This is a genomic window from Pseudomonas sp. PA-4-8C (assembly GCF_021606625.1).
Classification (GTDB): Bacteria; Pseudomonadota; Gammaproteobacteria; order Pseudomonadales; family Pseudomonadaceae; genus Aquipseudomonas; species Aquipseudomonas lactis.
In genome coordinates this window covers 42,832-57,998 of the sequence record NZ_WKCD01000012.1, presented here as the reverse complement: position 1 = coordinate 57,998, position 15,167 = coordinate 42,832, and the positions used below count along the sequence as shown (strand labels likewise).

At 62.3% G+C, this 15,167-nt stretch carries 18 protein-coding genes; 14 read left to right on the top strand and 4 right to left on the bottom strand.

What is annotated here, in order from left to right; genetic code table 11:
• The coding region (locus tag GIW04_RS04225) for a protein adenylyltransferase SelO family protein (RefSeq protein ID WP_236478933.1) at positions 1–933 on the top strand (933 nt) is incomplete at its 5' end.
• Between the two features lie 4 nt (positions 934–937).
• Here GIW04_RS04225 and GIW04_RS04220 read toward each other — a convergent pair.
• Both GIW04_RS04220 and GIW04_RS04215 read right to left on the bottom strand, forming a co-directional pair.
• Positions 938–1,339: a helix-turn-helix domain-containing protein gene (locus GIW04_RS04220; RefSeq protein ID WP_003187963.1), complete on the bottom strand. Its 402-nt coding sequence runs from the start codon at positions 1,337–1,339 to the stop codon at positions 938–940.
• Complete coding sequence (locus tag GIW04_RS04215) at positions 1,336–1,632, bottom strand: type II toxin-antitoxin system HigB family toxin (RefSeq protein WP_003187960.1); 297 nt, start codon at positions 1,630–1,632, stop codon at positions 1,336–1,338. The genes GIW04_RS04220 and GIW04_RS04215 overlap by 4 nt, the downstream gene beginning before the upstream one ends.
• Before the next feature lie 216 nt (positions 1,633–1,848).
• Here GIW04_RS04215 and trxC point away from each other — a divergent pair, with 216 nt between their 5' ends.
• Positions 1,849–2,283, top strand: coding sequence for a thioredoxin TrxC (gene trxC / locus GIW04_RS04210; RefSeq protein ID WP_120247920.1), 435 nt, complete (start codon positions 1,849–1,851; stop codon positions 2,281–2,283).
• A gap of 130 nt (positions 2,284–2,413) precedes the next feature.
• On the opposite strand, the gene GIW04_RS04205 is transcribed toward trxC, so the two are convergent.
• Complete coding sequence (locus GIW04_RS04205; RefSeq protein WP_047712416.1) at positions 2,414–2,629, bottom strand: DUF6124 family protein; 216 nt, start codon at positions 2,627–2,629, stop codon at positions 2,414–2,416.
• A 474-nt stretch (positions 2,630–3,103) separates the two neighbouring features.
• Positions 3,104–3,874, bottom strand: coding sequence for a ParA family protein (locus tag GIW04_RS04200; protein ID WP_003187956.1), 771 nt, complete (start codon positions 3,872–3,874; stop codon positions 3,104–3,106).
• A gap of 315 nt (positions 3,875–4,189) precedes the next feature.
• On the opposite strand from GIW04_RS04200, the gene GIW04_RS04195 reads away from it, so the two are divergent.
• The 12 genes from GIW04_RS04195 to GIW04_RS04140 all read left to right on the top strand — a co-directional run bounded on the left by GIW04_RS04195 (position 4,190) and on the right by GIW04_RS04140 (position 15,158).
• The gene (locus tag GIW04_RS04195) at positions 4,190–4,909 is read left to right on the top strand and encodes a beta-ketoacyl synthase chain length factor (RefSeq protein WP_003187954.1); all 720 of its coding nucleotides are present in this window, start codon (positions 4,190–4,192) and stop codon (positions 4,907–4,909) included.
• The gene (locus tag GIW04_RS04190) at positions 4,885–5,697 is read left to right on the top strand and encodes a lysophospholipid acyltransferase family protein (RefSeq protein WP_003187953.1); all 813 of its coding nucleotides are present in this window, start codon (positions 4,885–4,887) and stop codon (positions 5,695–5,697) included. The genes GIW04_RS04195 and GIW04_RS04190 overlap by 25 nt, the downstream gene beginning before the upstream one ends.
• Positions 5,675–5,944, top strand: a complete 270-nt coding sequence (locus tag GIW04_RS04185) for a phosphopantetheine-binding protein (RefSeq protein WP_120247918.1) — start codon at positions 5,675–5,677, stop codon at positions 5,942–5,944. The genes GIW04_RS04190 and GIW04_RS04185 overlap by 23 nt, the downstream gene beginning before the upstream one ends.
• 9 nt (positions 5,945–5,953) lie before the next feature.
• Entirely contained in the window at positions 5,954–6,208 is a 255-nt protein-coding gene (locus GIW04_RS04180; protein ID WP_003187949.1) for an acyl carrier protein, read from the top strand.
• The gene (locus tag GIW04_RS04175) at positions 6,205–6,750 is read left to right on the top strand and encodes a membrane protein (protein WP_034134724.1); all 546 of its coding nucleotides are present in this window, start codon (positions 6,205–6,207) and stop codon (positions 6,748–6,750) included. The genes GIW04_RS04180 and GIW04_RS04175 overlap by 4 nt, the downstream gene beginning before the upstream one ends.
• The gene (locus GIW04_RS04170) at positions 6,747–8,417 is read left to right on the top strand and encodes an acyl-CoA synthetase family protein (protein WP_120247917.1); all 1,671 of its coding nucleotides are present in this window, start codon (positions 6,747–6,749) and stop codon (positions 8,415–8,417) included. Before GIW04_RS04175 ends, GIW04_RS04170 begins: the two co-directional genes overlap by 4 nt.
• Before the next feature lie 149 nt (positions 8,418–8,566).
• Positions 8,567–9,301, top strand: coding sequence for a glycosyltransferase family 2 protein (locus GIW04_RS04165; RefSeq protein ID WP_019818323.1), 735 nt, complete (start codon positions 8,567–8,569; stop codon positions 9,299–9,301).
• Positions 9,298–10,233: an LpxL/LpxP family acyltransferase gene (locus GIW04_RS04160; RefSeq protein ID WP_003187943.1), complete on the top strand. Its 936-nt coding sequence runs from the start codon at positions 9,298–9,300 to the stop codon at positions 10,231–10,233. The genes GIW04_RS04165 and GIW04_RS04160 overlap by 4 nt, the downstream gene beginning before the upstream one ends.
• The gene (locus GIW04_RS04155) at positions 10,217–11,758 is read left to right on the top strand and encodes an HAL/PAL/TAL family ammonia-lyase (RefSeq protein ID WP_057709590.1); all 1,542 of its coding nucleotides are present in this window, start codon (positions 10,217–10,219) and stop codon (positions 11,756–11,758) included. The genes GIW04_RS04160 and GIW04_RS04155 overlap by 17 nt, the downstream gene beginning before the upstream one ends.
• Positions 11,751–12,176 carry an acyl-CoA thioesterase gene (locus tag GIW04_RS04150; RefSeq protein ID WP_120247916.1) on the top strand — a complete coding sequence of 142 codons (426 nt, stop codon included), beginning with the start codon at positions 11,751–11,753 and terminating at the stop codon, positions 12,174–12,176. The genes GIW04_RS04155 and GIW04_RS04150 overlap by 8 nt, the downstream gene beginning before the upstream one ends.
• Positions 12,173–12,856: an outer membrane lipoprotein carrier protein LolA gene (locus GIW04_RS04145; protein ID WP_120247915.1), complete on the top strand. Its 684-nt coding sequence runs from the start codon at positions 12,173–12,175 to the stop codon at positions 12,854–12,856. Before GIW04_RS04150 ends, GIW04_RS04145 begins: the two co-directional genes overlap by 4 nt.
• Positions 12,846–15,158, top strand: a complete 2,313-nt coding sequence (locus tag GIW04_RS04140; protein WP_120247914.1) for an MMPL family transporter — start codon at positions 12,846–12,848, stop codon at positions 15,156–15,158. Before GIW04_RS04145 ends, GIW04_RS04140 begins: the two co-directional genes overlap by 11 nt.
• Positions 15,159–15,167 lie beyond the last annotated feature (9 nt).

Below are 15,167 nucleotides of genomic sequence, written 5' to 3'. Positions count from 1 at the left end.
GCCCACAGCCACATCCGCTTCGGGCACTTCGAATACTTCTACTACACCAAGAAACCCGAGCAGCAGGCCGAACTGGCCGAACACGTGCTGAACCTGCATTACCCCGAGTGCCGCGAGCAGCCCGAACCTTACCTGGCGATGTTCCGTGAAATCGTCGAGCGCAACGCCGAAATGATCGCCAAATGGCAGGCTTATGGTTTTTGCCACGGCGTGATGAACACCGACAACATGTCGATCCTGGGCATTACCTTCGACTTCGGGCCCTTCGCGTTTCTGGATGATTTTGACGCGCACTTCATCTGCAACCATTCCGACCATGAAGGGCGCTACTCCTTCAGCAACCAGGTGCCGATCGGGCAGTGGAACCTCAGTGCCTTGGCCCAGGCGCTCACGCCGTTCATCAGCGTTGACGCACTGAAAGAAGCCCTCGGCCTGTACCTGCCGCTGTATCAAGCGCACTACCTGGACCTGATGCGCCGCCGGCTGGGGCTAACCACCGCCGAAGAAGACGACCAGACGCTGGTGGAGGGTTTGCTCAAGCTGATGCAAAACAGCGGTGTGGACTACACGCTGTTCTTCCGCCGCCTGGGCGACGAATCGGCGACGTTAGCCGTGGCGCGGTTGCGTGATGACTTTGTCGACATGGCCGGGTTTGATGCCTGGGCCGAGCGGTACAAGGCCCGTGTTGCACGGGATGGGGATTACACCCAGGAACAGCGCCGTGAGCGGATGCATGCGGTGAACCCGCTGTACATCCTGCGCAACTATCTGGCCCAAAACGCCATTGCTGCCGCCGAGGCTGGGGACTACAGCGAAATTCGGCGGCTGCACGAGGTGCTGTCCAAACCGTTTGAGGAACAGGCGGGGATGGAGCAGTACGCGCAGCGGCCGCCGGATTGGGGCAAGCATTTGGAGATTAGTTGTTCGTCGTGACCCCTTAGATAAAGGTCTCCACCGACACCCCGAAACGCTCGGCCAGCCAACGAATCTGGCGCACGTTGAGCTGGCGCTTTCCGCTCAATATCTCTGAGACGACTGATTGCGCCCCAACGCCCGGGAGGTCGCTCTGGGTGAGGTTGTGCTCACGCATCATGTAGCGCAGCACATCGACCCCGCTGGCGACTGGCATTGGGCGATGCTCACGATCATAAGCTTCGATCCAGTCGCTCAGAATGTCGACCAGGCTCATCAGTGGGCTGTCCTCGTCTTCACCCACCAGACTCAATAGCTCGTCCAAGCCGCACACCAGTGCGTCGTAGTCTGCGTCGTTTTCCGGCTTGCGCAGCACAGGCGAAACGAACTGCCAGTGCTCTGCCGCCACTCGCATAAGTGCGCTCATCTGATTTTTTCCTTCCATTTGTTTTTCTCATAATCACGGTGGTCAAGCAGGTGTTTGATGTAAACGCGCTGCATTCGATACTGCACCGACGCAATCAACCTCAGCTTGTTACCGCCAATATCAAATACATGAAATTCACCTACCTTGTCGGTGGCGGGAAACATGGCTTTCATTGCGGCAAAGTCCTTGGGGGCGTTGCGCTTGATCACGCGATACCACTGATCCAGAGCCGTTGCAGAGCGCGGCCATTTTCCTTTTGCTTCCCAGATCCTGCTTTCACTGATGACTCGCATGCAACGTCCTTATCGCATCTTGCTATGGAGGTTAAACCTGAATTCGAGCTATCGCAATTTGCTATAGCCGCAAACAGACCGGTGGCGCACAACAAAAAGCCTAGCCACACCGCTCACGCTGGCGAGAACGAAAATGTGAGCGGATAAGTATCTATATCCTTGATAAACCTCTGTCTCGACACCAAATACCCAACTGGCCAAACCCAGGAGTCTCCGATGTCCGCACCTCTTGTAATCCCCTGCCCACATTGCAACGGCCTCAACCGCATCCCCGGCGAACGCCTGGGTGACGCGCCCAAGTGTGGGCGTTGCAAGCAGTCGGTGTTGCTGAGCAAACCCTTTGATTTGAAACAGGGTGACTATGCCAGCCAGATCAAGGGCGACCTGCCGCTTTTGGTCGATGTGTGGGCCGACTGGTGCGGGCCGTGCAAGTCGTTTGCGCCGGTATTCGAACAGGCCGCCGGGCAGTTGGAAGGCAAGTGCCGGCTGGCGAAGCTGGACAGTGAAGCTAACCAGCAGCTGTCGGCGCAGTTGGGGATTCGTTCGATTCCCAGTTTGATTCTGTTCAAGAACGGCCGCGAAGTGGCGCGCCAGAGTGGGGCGTTTCCGTTGCCGCAGTTGATGAGTTGGTTGCGTAGCCAGGGGGTGTAAACATCCCCCCATCAACTCGGTCAATGTGGGAGCTGGCTTGCCTGCGATGCAGGCGACTCGGTCTGCCTGGTATACCGAGGTGATGCCATCGCAGGCAAGGCCAGCTCCCACATTAGATGCATTTCATGCGTTAGGTCAGCGGGGCTTCGCGGTCCATCATCTGGCTGACCAGCATGACGCCCAGTTCGCTTAACTGGTGGATGGCCAGCGCTACGTCGCGGTGTTCGCCGGTGAGGTCGTTGGACAGGTTGAGCAGCAAGGTGCGCACCGAGGAGAAGGTTTCGTAGCTGTTGAGTACGAGGGTTTCGGTGGGGAGGTTGGGTGACACGGTATAGAGGTTAGCCATGGATCGTCTCCGGGTTGGGAAGCCGCAACCAGCCCGCTACTAAACGGAGGGTGGCAGCTGTACGCAGGTTAGTAGACCGGGGAGACGCAACCGGCGCGCTCGAAAACGCCCTCCGTACAGCCACCATAGAATTCAGGAAGATCCTGATCGACGATATGCCGTACATCTCACCACGGGCTACTAAACCCGATCACTGAACATTCAGCGACCGGCAAACCTTAGAGACGCCCATCCAGACGCACAAGCCGGCGGATTCTGGCGTAGCTGTAGGCAAGGTTACAAGGCACAAGCCCAATTGCCAGACCCTTCCTACAGACCCTGTGGGACAAATCCAACTCACCTGCCGAAATGCAATCCAAACTGTGGGAGCTGGCTTGCCTGCGATAACGGTGTTCCAGGCGACACATTGACTCAATGTGCCGCCTTCATCGCGGGCAAGCCCGGCTCCCACAGTGTTCGATGTTGCCTGTGGGGTCAGGCGTTTTCCAGCAAGTTATGCAGCTCCACAAACTGCTGCGTCAGCTTATGCCGCGGATCCAGATGAATCAGCGGCTTACTCTCCTGGTGCGACTCACGCATACGCACCGAGCTGGCCAGGTACACCGGCAATACAGGCAACCCTTCGGCAATCAACTCATCGAGAATCTGCTGCGGCAAACTCGCACGAGCCTGAAATTGGTTGACCACAATGCCTTCCACTTCCAGGCCTTCGTTATGGTCGTCCTTCAGTTCTTCGATCTCTGCTAGCAGGCCATACAACGCCTGGCGCGAAAAGCTGTCGCAATCGAATGGAATAAGCACACGATCAGCGGCAATCAGCGCCGAAACCGCATAAAAATTCAGCGCTGGCGGCGTATCCAGGTAAATCCGGTCGTAATCCTCGCTCAACTCATCCAGCAGCTTTCGCAGCTTGTTGATCTTGTGCTTGGCCTCAAGCTTGGGCTGCAGGTCAGCCAGTTCCGGGGTGGCGGTGATCACATGCAGGTTGTCGAAGGGTGTTTCGTAGATATCCACCCTGTTCTTCTTCGAAAACGGCCCCGTAGACAGGGTTTGCTTGAAAAAATCCGCGATCCCCATGGGGATGTCGTCACCCGTCAGCCCGGTGAGGTACTGAGTGGAGTTGGCCTGTGCATCGAGGTCCACCAACAGGGTTCGATAACCTTCGCTGGCGCTGACCGCCGCCAGGTTGCAGGCGATGCTGGACTTGCCCACACCGCCTTTTTGATTGAACACCACGCGCCGCATGGAAAAACCTCCGTGTATCAATGAATGCCCGAGTGTAGAGCGCAAAAGCGCCCATTAGCTACCTCGTTCATCAGGGCTCCGCATCTGGCTAACAAACAAATAGGAGTGCGCCTATTCCACACTCGATCAGCCATGACCAAGAATCTGTAAGTTCTTCCAACTTAATTTGTGATCAATAGTGAACAAATTTTCACCACTATTTGCTAGAACTCCACGGCACCGGGATAATGCGCGCCATTCGGCCATTGCTCCCTGTCCCGGAATCCGGGGCCATTGGCCGCACATGGAAGCCCGCAGGGGCGGGATAACTTCTCAGTGATCAACTTCAACATCGCCCAATGGCGCGCCTGGGCTCCTGGCCTTGAGAGTGCGGACGACTGGCACGCCTGGTGCCGGGACCCGGTGTTGCTGCCTGCCAGCGAAGCGTCCCCCGATGTGTCATTTTTGCCAGCTATGCAGCGCCGCCGCTTGAGCCGGCTGGCGCGCATGGCGTTCAGCGTCGGCTGGCCGCTGGCCGAGGGCCTTGAAGACCTGCCGCTGGTGTTCATTTCCCGCCACGGCGAAACCCCGCGCACCCTGGACATCCTCAGCGACCTGGCCAACGAGCAGCCGCTGTCGCCCACTCAGTTCAGCCTGTCGGTGCATAACGCGGTGATCGGCCTGTGGTCGATCCTGCGTAATGAAACCAGCGAGATGACCGCCCTCGCCGCCGCCGGCGATGGCCTCGAACACGGCCTGCTCGAAGCCGCCGCGTTGCTCAACGAAGGCGCACCCGCCGTGTTGCTGGTGATCACCGAAGAACAACCGCCCCAAGCCTATGCCAGCTGGATCACGGATGTACCCTTCCCCTACGCCCTCGGCCTGTTGCTCACGCCGGGCGACGAGTGGCAACTGGAACTCACCACCGGCACTGTCCAACTCACTCAAACCCAGTGGCCCCACGCCCTGAACCTGCTGCGCACCCTGCTGACCGATCAGGGCGCCTGCCAACATGCCTGGAAGAACCGAGTATGGAACTGGCAACGCAAGCCCTGACCCACAAGCCACGGCAGGCCTATTACTGGCGCCTGTTCGCCACGGCCCTCAGCTTTTGCCTGTTTGGCATCGGCGGGCTGTGCCTGCGCTTGCTGGTGTTTCCACTGCTCAGTTGCCTGCCGGGCGACGCCAGCCAGCACCAACGGCGTGCACGCCACACCATCAGTTGCCTGTTCTGGTTTTTTATTCGCTTGATGAAGGGCCTGGGCATTCTCACGTACAGCGTCGAGGGTGCCGAAAAGCTTGGCCGCCCTGGCCAGATGATCGTCGCCAACCATCCGTCGCTGATCGACGTGGTGTTCCTGATCGGCCTGATGCGCCAGACCAACTGCGTGGTCAAGCAGAGTCTGTTCCAAAACCCGTTCACCCGCAGCCCGGTGCGCGATGCCGGCTACATCAGCAACGACGGCAGCGCCGACATGCTCGATGCCGCAGCCGACGCCCTGCGCGCCGGCCAGACGCTGATCATCTTTCCCGAAGGCACCCGCACCACGCCCGGCGCGGCGCCGGCCTTTCATCGCGGCGGCGCGGCCATTGCGCTGCGCGGTGCGACAATCATCACGCCAGTGGTGATCAAGGTCAGCCCCACCACCCTGACCAAGGCCGAACCCTGGTATCGCATCCCCCACCGTCGATTTCACTTCAGTTTGCGCGTGGGCGCCGATATAGAGCCACAAGCGTTTGCCGCAGTCGGGCCCGCGCCCCAGGCTTCACGCAAGCTCAACGATCACCTGCATCACTATTTCATTAAGGAGCTCGCCGAAGATGAGCGACCAACACCGCCTTGAGCACGACATAAAGCTGCTGATCATCGAGGCCCTGGGCCTGGAAGACATCAGCGTCGACGACATTGGCAGCGACCAGACGCTGTTTGGCGAAGGCCTGGGCCTGGATTCCGTCGACGCCCTGGAATTGGGCCTGGCGATCCAGAAAAAATACGGCATCAAAATCGATGCCGACGCCAAGGACACCCGCAATCACTTCACCAACGTGGCCAGCCTTGCGGCGTTCGTCACGGCCCGACAGGCAGCTTGAGACCGTACCATGCAAACTCGTGACGATATTTTCAACACCCTGCGCGACGCCTTGGTGGAACTGTTTGAACTGCCCCCGGAACGCGTCACCTTGGACGCCAACCTGTACCAGGACCTGGAAATCGACAGCATCGACGCCGTGGACCTGATCGACCACATCAAGCGTCAGACCGGCAAGAAAATTGCCGCCGAAGAATTCAAGGCGGTACGCACGGTGAACGACGTGGTAGAGGCGGTGTACCGTCTGGTCCAGCCCGCCGCATGAGCCGGCTGATCGGCCTTGGCCTGTTATTGGCGGGGCTGCTGTACCCCTTCGCGGTGTATTACGGCACCGAGCACTTTGCACCCTGGCAGTTCGGCTTATTGCTGGGCAGCCTGTGGCTGCTGCGCGCGCTCACCGCTGCGCAGCGCCCGGGCAGCCGGTGGATGGCGGTGGTGGTGATCGTGTTTTGCCTGGCGCTGGCCTGGTTCGATAACCCGCAGTGGCTGCGCTGGTACCCGAGCCTTGTCAGCGCGTTCATGCTGGCGCTGTTCGGCCTGAGCCTGAAGTACGGCCCGCCGATGGTCGAGCGCCTGGCGCGCATGACCGACCCGCACCTGCCGCCCCACGCGGTGGTGTATACCCGCCGGGTCACCCTGGTGTGGAGTGTGTTTTTTCTCTGTAATGGCCTGCTCGCCGCCGCGCTCACCCTGTGGGCGCCGCTGAGCTGGTGGACGTTGTACAACGGCCTGATCGCCTACGGGTTGATGGGGCTGTTGTTTGCCGTGGAATGGCTGGTACGACAAAGGGTTCGAGGCCGCGTATGAAAGGGTTGAAACTTGAGCATTTGCTGCTTGAGCCACTGCGGGATCGTGGGGTGACTACCGAGCCCGCCATGAATCACGCGCAACTGTGCGAGCGCTCCTTGAGCCTCGCCGCAGGCTTGCAGGCCCAGGGCATCCGGCGCCTGGCCGTGCACCTGGAAGACGCCGGGCTGCTGGCGATTGCGCTGCTGGCCGCCTGGCGGGCCGGTGCGAGCGTGCTGCTGCCCGCCGACCTGCAACCCCAGACCCGCCAACGCTGGGCCGCTGCCGTGGATGCCTGGCTGGTGGACGCCAGCGACCTGGACGCGCTGTATCAAGCGCCCTTGAGCGCCGCCGCCCTCGACTTGGACAGCTGCCAACTGAGCCTGTGCACCTCCGGCTCCAGCGGCGAGCCCAAGCGCATCGACAAGTCCCTGCGCCAGCTGGCCAATGAAGTAGAGGCGCTGGAGGCCCTGTGGGGCAAAGACCTCAAGGACGCCTGCATCATCGGCAGTGTCGCCACCCAGCATATCTACGGCTTGCTGTTTCGCGTGCTGTGGCCGCTGTGCGCAGGTCGCACCTTTGTGCGCAAACAACTGGCGTTCCCCGAAGACATGCAGCGCGCCAGCCGAGAGCACCGGCAATTTGCCTGGGTGGCCAGCCCGGCGTTGCTCAAGCGCATGGGCGACAACCTCGACTGGCCGGCACTGAGCCAGGTTGCGCGAGTGTTTTCCTCCGGCGGTGCATTGCCGATTGAAGCTGCCGGCAGCCTCTACGACCGTTTACAGCAATGGCCGACGGAAATCCTCGGCAGCTCGGAAACCGGCGGCATCGCCTGGCGCCAGGGTGCGCAACCCTGGCAGCCGTTTGCCGATGTACAACTGAGCCAGGATGCCGACGGCGCTCTGCGTATCGCATCAAAATACCTGCCCGAAGGGCACATCGAACAGACTGCCGACGCTGCACGCATCCATGCCGATGGCTGTTTTGAGTTGCTGGGCCGCCTGGACCGTATCGTCAAGCTGGAAGAGAAACGCATCTCCCTGCCGATGCTCGAACAGGCGTTGATGACCCACCCGTGGGTCGCCGAAACCCGCTTGGGCGTGGTGCAGGAAAACCGCGCCTCCCTCGGCGCGCTGGTGGTGCTCAGCAGCGATGGCTTGCATGCCCTGCGCAACCAGGGCCGCCGCACGCTCACCCAAACCTTGCGCCAGCACTTGAGCCAACATTGCGAGGCCCTGGCCTTGCCGCGCCGCTGGCGTGTGCTGCGCCAATTGCCGCTGAACAGCCAGGGCAAGCTGCCCCAGGCCGATATCGAAGCCTTGTTGCTGGCGCCTCGCCCGAAAGGGCCTGAGGTGTTGGCGCAAGTCGAAACCGAAGGTGAATGGACCTTGCAACTGAGCATCCCACCGGACCTGGCCTATTTCAGCGGGCACTTCCCGGTCACCCCGGTACTGCCAGGGGTGGTGCAGGTGGAATGGGCGTTCAACCTGGGCCAGCAATTGCTCGACCTGCCAACCCGGTTCGCCGGCATGGAAGTGCTCAAGTTCCAGCAACTGGTGCGCCCGGGCGATCACATCGAACTGCACCTGCGCTTTGATCGGGAGCGTAGCAAGCTGTACTTCGCCTATCGCAATGGGGTTGCTGCCTGCTCAAGCGGGCGGATAGTGCTGGAGGCCGCGCATGCATAAGCCGGGTGAGCACTTCGTGCTCAATCGCGGGCAAGCCCGCTCCCACACTGGATCGGTGTCGGCCAACAATCTTATGAGCACAGCAAGTCCAATGTGGGAGCTGGCTTGCCTGCGATGCAGGCGGCCCGGTGTATCGGGTGCCCCCCATCATGCATAACCCCTGCGCTTTAATCCCGGTGTACAACCACGAAGCCGCCGTGCCAGCCGTGGTCCACAGTGTGCTGAAAAGCGGCCTGCCCTGCCTCTTGGTGGACGATGGCAGCAGCGCCGCCTGCGCAGCCGTGCTGGCGCACCTGGCGACGCTGGACAACGTCACCCTGCTGACCCTGCCCAGCAACCAGGGCAAGGGCGGCGCCGTGATGGCCGGTTTCCGCGAGGCAGCGCGCCTGGGCTACACCCACGCCCTGCAAGTGGACGCCGATGGCCAGCACGACCTGCGCGAAGTCGAGACCTTTATCCACACCTCACGCCAGCACCCCGACGCCGTCATCTGCGGCTACCCCGAATACGACGACAGCGTGCCCAAGGGTCGCCTGTACGCACGTTACCTGACCCACGTTTGGGTGTGGATCAACACCCTGTCGCTTGAGATTCGCGACTCGATGTGCGGCTTTCGCGTGTACCCGCTGGCGCCGACCCTGGCGCTGATGGACTCGGCCTACATCGGCACGCACATGGATTTCGACTCGGACATCCTGGTGCGCCTGGCCTGGCGCAACCAGCCCATGCGCTGGCTGCCCACCCAGGTGCACTACCCCGCCGACGGCCTGTCGCACTTTCGCTTGTTGCGCGACAACCTGCGCATCAGCGCCATGCACACGCGGTTGTTCTTCGGCATGCTCGTGCGCGCGCCGATGATCCTGTGGCGACGGTGGCAAGCATGAACGACAGCACCAAGCACTGGGCCGACCGCGAAGAACGCGGCAGCTTCTGGCTGATGAAGTTCACCGCGGTCGCGGTAAAAGTCCTCGGCCGTCGCCTGTTGAGCCCGTTGCTCTACAGCATCGTGTTTTACTTCTTCCTGTTCGGCCGCACCGCACGCCACAGCGCCTGGCAATACCAGCAGCGCCTGGCGCAGTGGAGCGGGCGCGACGACCTGCTGCCGAGCCACCGCACCGTCTTTGCCCAGTTCATGGCTTTTGCCGATTCGCTGCTGGACAAGCTCGACGTGTGGAACGGCAAGCTGCGCCTGGAGCAAATCGAGATCAATGACCCGGCGCAGTTGCGCAGCCAACTGCGTGGCGAGCGGGGGCAAATGCTGGTGGGCGCACACCTGGGCAACCTGGAAGTGTGCCGCGCCCTGGCGGAGATCGGTGAGCAGGTCACCATGAATGTACTGGTGCACACCAAGCACGCCGAGCGTTTCAACCGCCTGCTGGGCGAGGCTGGCGCGACCCATTTACGCCTGATCCAGGTCAGCGAACTGGACCCGGCCACCATGCTGCTGCTCAGCCAGCGCCTGGACGATGGCGAGTGGCTGGCGATTGCCGGCGACCGTATCCCGCTGCACGGCGGGCGCACGGTGCGCGTGGACTTCCTCGGCCATACGGCGGCATTCCCCCAAGGCCCATGGCTGCTGGCGGGCTTACTCAAGTGCCCGGTCAATCTGCTGATGTGCCTCAAGCACCAGGGTCGCTATCGCCTGACCATCGAGCCCTTTGCCGATTTGATCGAATGGAAGCGCAGCACCCGCGAGCAGGTTATCGCCCTGTGGACCGCCCGCTACGCCGCACGCCTGGGCCAGTTCTGCCTGCAAGCGCCCCAACAATGGTTCAACTTTTACCCTTTCTGGAAGACCGATGACCACGCCTCTTGAGCCCATCACCTTTGGTGAACGCCCCCTGCGCATCGAAGACGTGCTGGCCCTGGCCAACCGCCAGGTGCCCACTCGTCTGCAGGACGATGCCGCGTACCGCCAGCGCATCGCCAAGGGCGCGCAGTTCCTCGACTCGCTGCTGGACAAGGAAGGCGTGATCTACGGCGTGACCACCGGCTACGGCGACTCCTGTGTGGTGGCAGTGCCGCTGGAGCACGTCGAAGCGTTGCCGCGTCACCTGTACACTTTTCACGGTTGCGGCCTGGGCAAGTTGCTCGACGCCCAAGCCACCCGCGCCGTGTTGGCGGCGCGTTTGCAGTCGCTGTGCCATGGCGTGTCGGGTGTTCGCGTGGAGCTGCTGGAACGCCTGCATGCCTTCCTCGAAAACGATGTATTGCCACTGATCCCGGAAGAAGGCTCGGTGGGCGCCAGCGGTGATCTGACGCCGCTGTCCTACGTGGCCGCGACCTTGTCTGGCGAACGTGAAGTGCTGTTCCGCGGCGAACGCCGCCCGGCAGCCGACGTACACCGTGAACTGGGCTGGGAGCCGCTGGTACTGCGGCCCAAGGAAGCCCTGGCACTGATGAACGGCACCGCCGTGATGACTGGCCTGGCCTGCCTGGCCTTTGCCCGCGCCGACTACCTGTTGCAACTGGCCACGCGCATCACCGCGCTCAATGTGGTGGCCCTGCAAGGCAACCCGGAACACTTCGACGAGCGCCTGTTCGCCGCCAAACCACACCCTGGGCAGATGCAAGTCGCCGCGTGGCTGCGCAAAGACCTGGCCATCGACGCGCCCACCGCCCCCCTGCATCGCCTGCAAGACCGTTATTCGCTGCGCTGCGCGCCCCACGTGCTCGGCGTATTGGCGGACAGCCTGAACTGGCTGCGCTCGTTCATCGAGATCGAACTGAACAGCGCCAACGACAACCCGATCATCGATGCCGAAGAAGAACGTGTGCTGCATGGCGGGCACTTCTACGGCGGGCATATCGCCTTCGCCATGGACAGCCTCAAGACCCTGGTCGCCAACGTTGCCGACCTGCTCGACCGCCAGCTCGCACTGTTGGTGGATGTGCGCTACAACCATGGCCTGCCGAGCAACCTGTCGGGCGCCCCGGCTGATCGTGCAATGATCAACCATGGCTTCAAGGCCGTGCAGATCGGCACCAGCGCCTGGACCGCCGAAGCACTGAAAAACACCATGCCGGCCAGCGTGTTCTCACGCTCTACCGAGTGCCACAACCAGGACAAGGTGAGCATGGGCACCATCGCTGCCCGCGATGCGATCCGCGTGCTGGAGTTGACCGAACAGGTCGCCGCCGCGACCCTGCTCGCCGCCAACCAGGGCGTGTGGCTGCGCGCCCAGGCCGGGGATGCCCGGCCACTGCCGCCGGCGCTGGCCGCGATGCATGCAGAGCTGGCCCAAGACTTTGCGCCGGTCATCGAAGACCGCGCCCTGGAAGGCGAACTGCGCCTGTGCCTACAACGCATCGCCGCGCAACACTGGAGGCTGCATGCGTAGCCCGGGCGTGTTGCACAGCGACACTGAAATCCTCGTGCCGTTTTTCGACATCGACACCATGAACGTGGTGTGGCACGGGCATTACGTGAAGTACCTGGAAGTGGCGCGCTGTGCGTTGCTCGACAAGATCGGCCATAACTACACGGCGATGCTCGAAGCCGGCTACGCGTGGCCGGTGATCGACATGCAGCTACGCTATGTGCGCGGCGCGACCTTCGGTCAAACGATCAACGTGCGCGCCAGCCTGGTGGAATGGGAGAACCGCTTGAAGGTGAACTACCTGATTACCGACCGGGCCAGCGGCGAGCGCTTGACCCGCGCCAGCACCGTGCAAGTCGCGGTGCAAATCGCCAGCCGCGAGATGCAGCTGGCCTCGCCCAAAGTCTTCACCGACGCCGTAGAGAGAGCCCTGGAATGAGCCCCCCTGTAGGAGCGAGCTTGCTCGCGAAGATCGCCAACGATAACGCGGGGCGCCTGACACCCCGTGGGGCCCTCAGGTTTTTCGCGAGCAAGCTCGCTCCTACAGTGGCTGCGTTGTTGCTGAGCTTCAGCGCCCACGCCTTCGACCTGCAGCAGTTGAGCGATCAGCTTGCCAAACCCTCCGTGATCCACGGCCACTTCACCCAGGAAAAACACCTGCGCGCCCTGCCCCAGCCGCTAGTGAGCAAAGGCACCTTCGTGCTCGCCAAGGATCACGGCCTGCTGTGGCTGTTGAAAACCCCGCTGCAACAGGACTACCGCATTACAGCTCAAGGCATTGCCCGCCGCGACGCCAATGGCTGGCAACTACTGCCAAACAAGAGCGCCGGCGCCGAACAAAATCGTTTGTTCCTGGCAGTACTGCAGGGCGACAGCAGTGGCCTGCAGCGCGACTTCGACCTGCAACTGCAAGGCGAGGCCCAACAGTGGAAGCTGACGCTGACCCCGCGTTCGCTGCTGCTCAAGCAAGTGTTCACCCAGATCAATATCGACGGCGGCGCGCTGGTGCACAGCATTGAATTGCTGGAAACCCAAGGCGACAGCACGCTGTTGCGCATGCAGGACAGCACGGCCGACCAGCCCCTGAGCGACGCGGAGCAACACGACTTTGCCCAGTGAGCGCCTACTGCCGCGCCTGTTCCTGACCCTGCTGGTGGCCGTGCTGGCCCTGGCCGGCTGGCAGTGGCGTGATGGCGCGCCGTTGTCGGCCAACCTGATGGAGCTGGTGCCCGGCAGCACGCCAGACGCCCTGGAGCTGCAAGCCGAACAACGCATGCAAGAGCCGCTCAACCGCGAAATGCTGGTACTGGTGGGGCATGCCGACCGTCAGCAAGCGGTGGCCGTGGCGCAGCAACTGGGTGAGCGCTGGCAGGCCAGCGGCCTGTTTGAAAAGGTGCAGTGGAATCTGCAAGCCGACTTGCCAGCATTGCGCGAGCAACTGCTGCGTGGGCGTTTGTCGATGCTCTCGTCCAAGGACCGCGAACAGCTGACCCAACAGCCTGAGGCGTTCATCCAGCAACGCGTGCAATCGCTGTTCGACCCCTTCACAGGTTTCAGCCTGGTGCCCAGCCAGGACGATTGGCTCGGCCTGACAGGGCGCATCCAGAACAGCCAACCGCAACACGGCGCGGTGCAAATGGACATCGGCAGCGGCGCCTTGATCGCCGATGCCGACGGCAAGAGCTGGGTGCTGCTGCGGGCGCGCACCACCGGCAACGCCTTCGACATGAAGCTGCCGCTGCAGGTGGCAGACTTGCTAAAAGCCAGCCGCGAGCAAGCCGGCGCACACGGCGCGCAACTGCTCGCCGCCAGCGGTTTGCTGTATGCGGCCAACGGGCAACAGCAGGCCACGCGGGAAATGACCTGGGTCGGCGGCGGCGCCACCTTGGGCATTCTGTTATTGCTGTTGCTGGCGTTCCGGCGCTGGCGGGTGTTGCTGGCGTTCGTGCCGGTGCTAGTGGGCATGCTGTTTGGCGCGGTGGCGTGTGTGGCGCTGTTTGGGCATATGCATGTGATGACCCTGGTACTGGGTTCCAGCCTGATCGGCGTGGCGGTGGATTACCCACTGCATTACCTGTCCAAAAGCTGGAGCCTGCAGCCGTGGCGCAGTTGGCCGGCGTTGCGCCTGACCCTGCCGGGGCTGAGCCTGAGCCTGGCCACCAGCGCTATCGGTTACCTGGCGCTGGCCTGGACGCCGTTCCCGGCGCTGACCCAAATTGCGGTGTTCTCCGCCGCCGGCCTTGTAGGTGCCTATTTGTGCGCCGTGTGCCTGTTGCCCGCGCTGCTCAAGGGCGTGGAACTGCGCCCGGCGCAATGGCCGCTGCGTGTAGCCCAAAGCTTATGGCAGCTACGCACAGCCCTGCTCAAACGCGTGCCCAGTTCGGTGCTGCTGGTGTGGGTGCTGCTGTTCTGCGCGGCGGGCCTGTGGCAACTGAACACTAAAAACGATATCCGCCAATGGATCGGTGCGCCGCCGCAGTTGCTGCACGAAGCCCAGGCCGTGGCGCGCATCACCGGGTTCCAGCCCACCAGCCAGTTTTTCCTGGTGCGGGCGAGCAATCAGCAACAGTTGCTGGAACGCCAGGCCGCCCTGGGCAAACGCTTGGATCAATTGGTGCAGATGGACAAGCTCCAGGGCTACCTGGCGCTCAATCAACTGGTCAGCCTCCCCGACGAACAACAACAGCTGCGCGAGGCGCTGAACAACCTGGCGCCACACTGGCAACCGCTACTGGACCTCGGCGTGCCCCTCACTGCCCTGCAAGCCGAAGTGGCGCAGTTGCAGGCTCTGCCCACCGCAGACATCGACGCCGCACTGCAAGGCCCACTGGCCGAGCCCTGGCGCACGCTGTGGCTCGGCCCGGTGGACGGCGGCGTGGCGGCCATGGTCAGCCTGCAAGGCTTGAACAACCCGGCGTTGCTACGGGTGCAGGCGCTGGACTTGCCCGGCGTGCAGTTGGTGGATCGCCTGGGTGACTTGAACCGGGTGTTTGCCGACACGCAGATCAGCGCTGCCGAATTGAAGTTGCTGTCTTGCGTGCTGATCGTGCTATTGCTGATTGCGCCCTTCGGCGTTGGCGGCGCCTTGCGTATCGTCGCCCTGCCGCTGCTGGCCGCGTTGTGCAGCCTGGCCAGCCTCGGTTGGCTGGGCCAGCCACTGACCCTGTTCAGTCTGTTTGGCCTGTTGCTGGTCACGGCCATCAGCGTTGACTATGCGATTTTGATGCGCGAGCAGATCGGCGGCCCTGCCGTCAGCCTGTTGGGAACACTGCTGGCGGCACTGACGACCTGGTTGTCGTTCGGCCTGCTGGCGGTCTCCAGTACACCGGCCGTGAGCAATTTCGGCTTGTCGGTCAGCCTGGGCCTGGCGTTCAGCTTTATGCTGGCGCCCTGGGCCGGCCGACAGAAACACGCCTTATGAATGTGATTA

Bases quoted from the DNA above. Each gene is read 5' to 3' on its own strand.
- GIW04_RS04205 (WP_047712416.1), bottom strand. From the start codon at position 2,629: ATGGCTAACCTCTATACCGTGTCACCCAACCTCCCCACCGAAACCCTC.
- GIW04_RS04175 (WP_034134724.1), top strand. From the start codon at position 6,205: ATGAGCCGGCTGATCGGCCTTGGCCTGTTATTGGCGGGGCTGCTGTAC.
- GIW04_RS04220 (WP_003187963.1), bottom strand. From the start codon at position 1,339: ATGAGCGCACTTATGCGAGTGGCGGCAGAGCACTGGCAGTTCGTTTCG.
- GIW04_RS04185 (WP_120247918.1), top strand. From the start codon at position 5,675: ATGAGCGACCAACACCGCCTTGAGCACGACATAAAGCTGCTGATCATC.
- trxC (WP_120247920.1), top strand. From the start codon at position 1,849: ATGTCCGCACCTCTTGTAATCCCCTGCCCACATTGCAACGGCCTCAAC.
- GIW04_RS04145 (WP_120247915.1), top strand. From the start codon at position 12,173: ATGAGCCCCCCTGTAGGAGCGAGCTTGCTCGCGAAGATCGCCAACGAT.
- GIW04_RS04200 (WP_003187956.1), bottom strand. From the start codon at position 3,874: ATGCGGCGCGTGGTGTTCAATCAAAAAGGCGGTGTGGGCAAGTCCAGC.
- GIW04_RS04180 (WP_003187949.1), top strand. From the start codon at position 5,954: ATGCAAACTCGTGACGATATTTTCAACACCCTGCGCGACGCCTTGGTG.
- GIW04_RS04150 (WP_120247916.1), top strand. From the start codon at position 11,751: ATGCGTAGCCCGGGCGTGTTGCACAGCGACACTGAAATCCTCGTGCCG.
- GIW04_RS04155 (WP_057709590.1), top strand. From the start codon at position 10,217: ATGACCACGCCTCTTGAGCCCATCACCTTTGGTGAACGCCCCCTGCGC.
- GIW04_RS04215 (WP_003187960.1), bottom strand. From the start codon at position 1,632: ATGCGAGTCATCAGTGAAAGCAGGATCTGGGAAGCAAAAGGAAAATGG.
- GIW04_RS04170 (WP_120247917.1), top strand. From the start codon at position 6,747: ATGAAAGGGTTGAAACTTGAGCATTTGCTGCTTGAGCCACTGCGGGAT.
- GIW04_RS04160 (WP_003187943.1), top strand. From the start codon at position 9,298: ATGAACGACAGCACCAAGCACTGGGCCGACCGCGAAGAACGCGGCAGC.
- GIW04_RS04165 (WP_019818323.1), top strand. From the start codon at position 8,567: ATGCATAACCCCTGCGCTTTAATCCCGGTGTACAACCACGAAGCCGCC.
- GIW04_RS04190 (WP_003187953.1), top strand. From the start codon at position 4,885: ATGGAACTGGCAACGCAAGCCCTGACCCACAAGCCACGGCAGGCCTAT.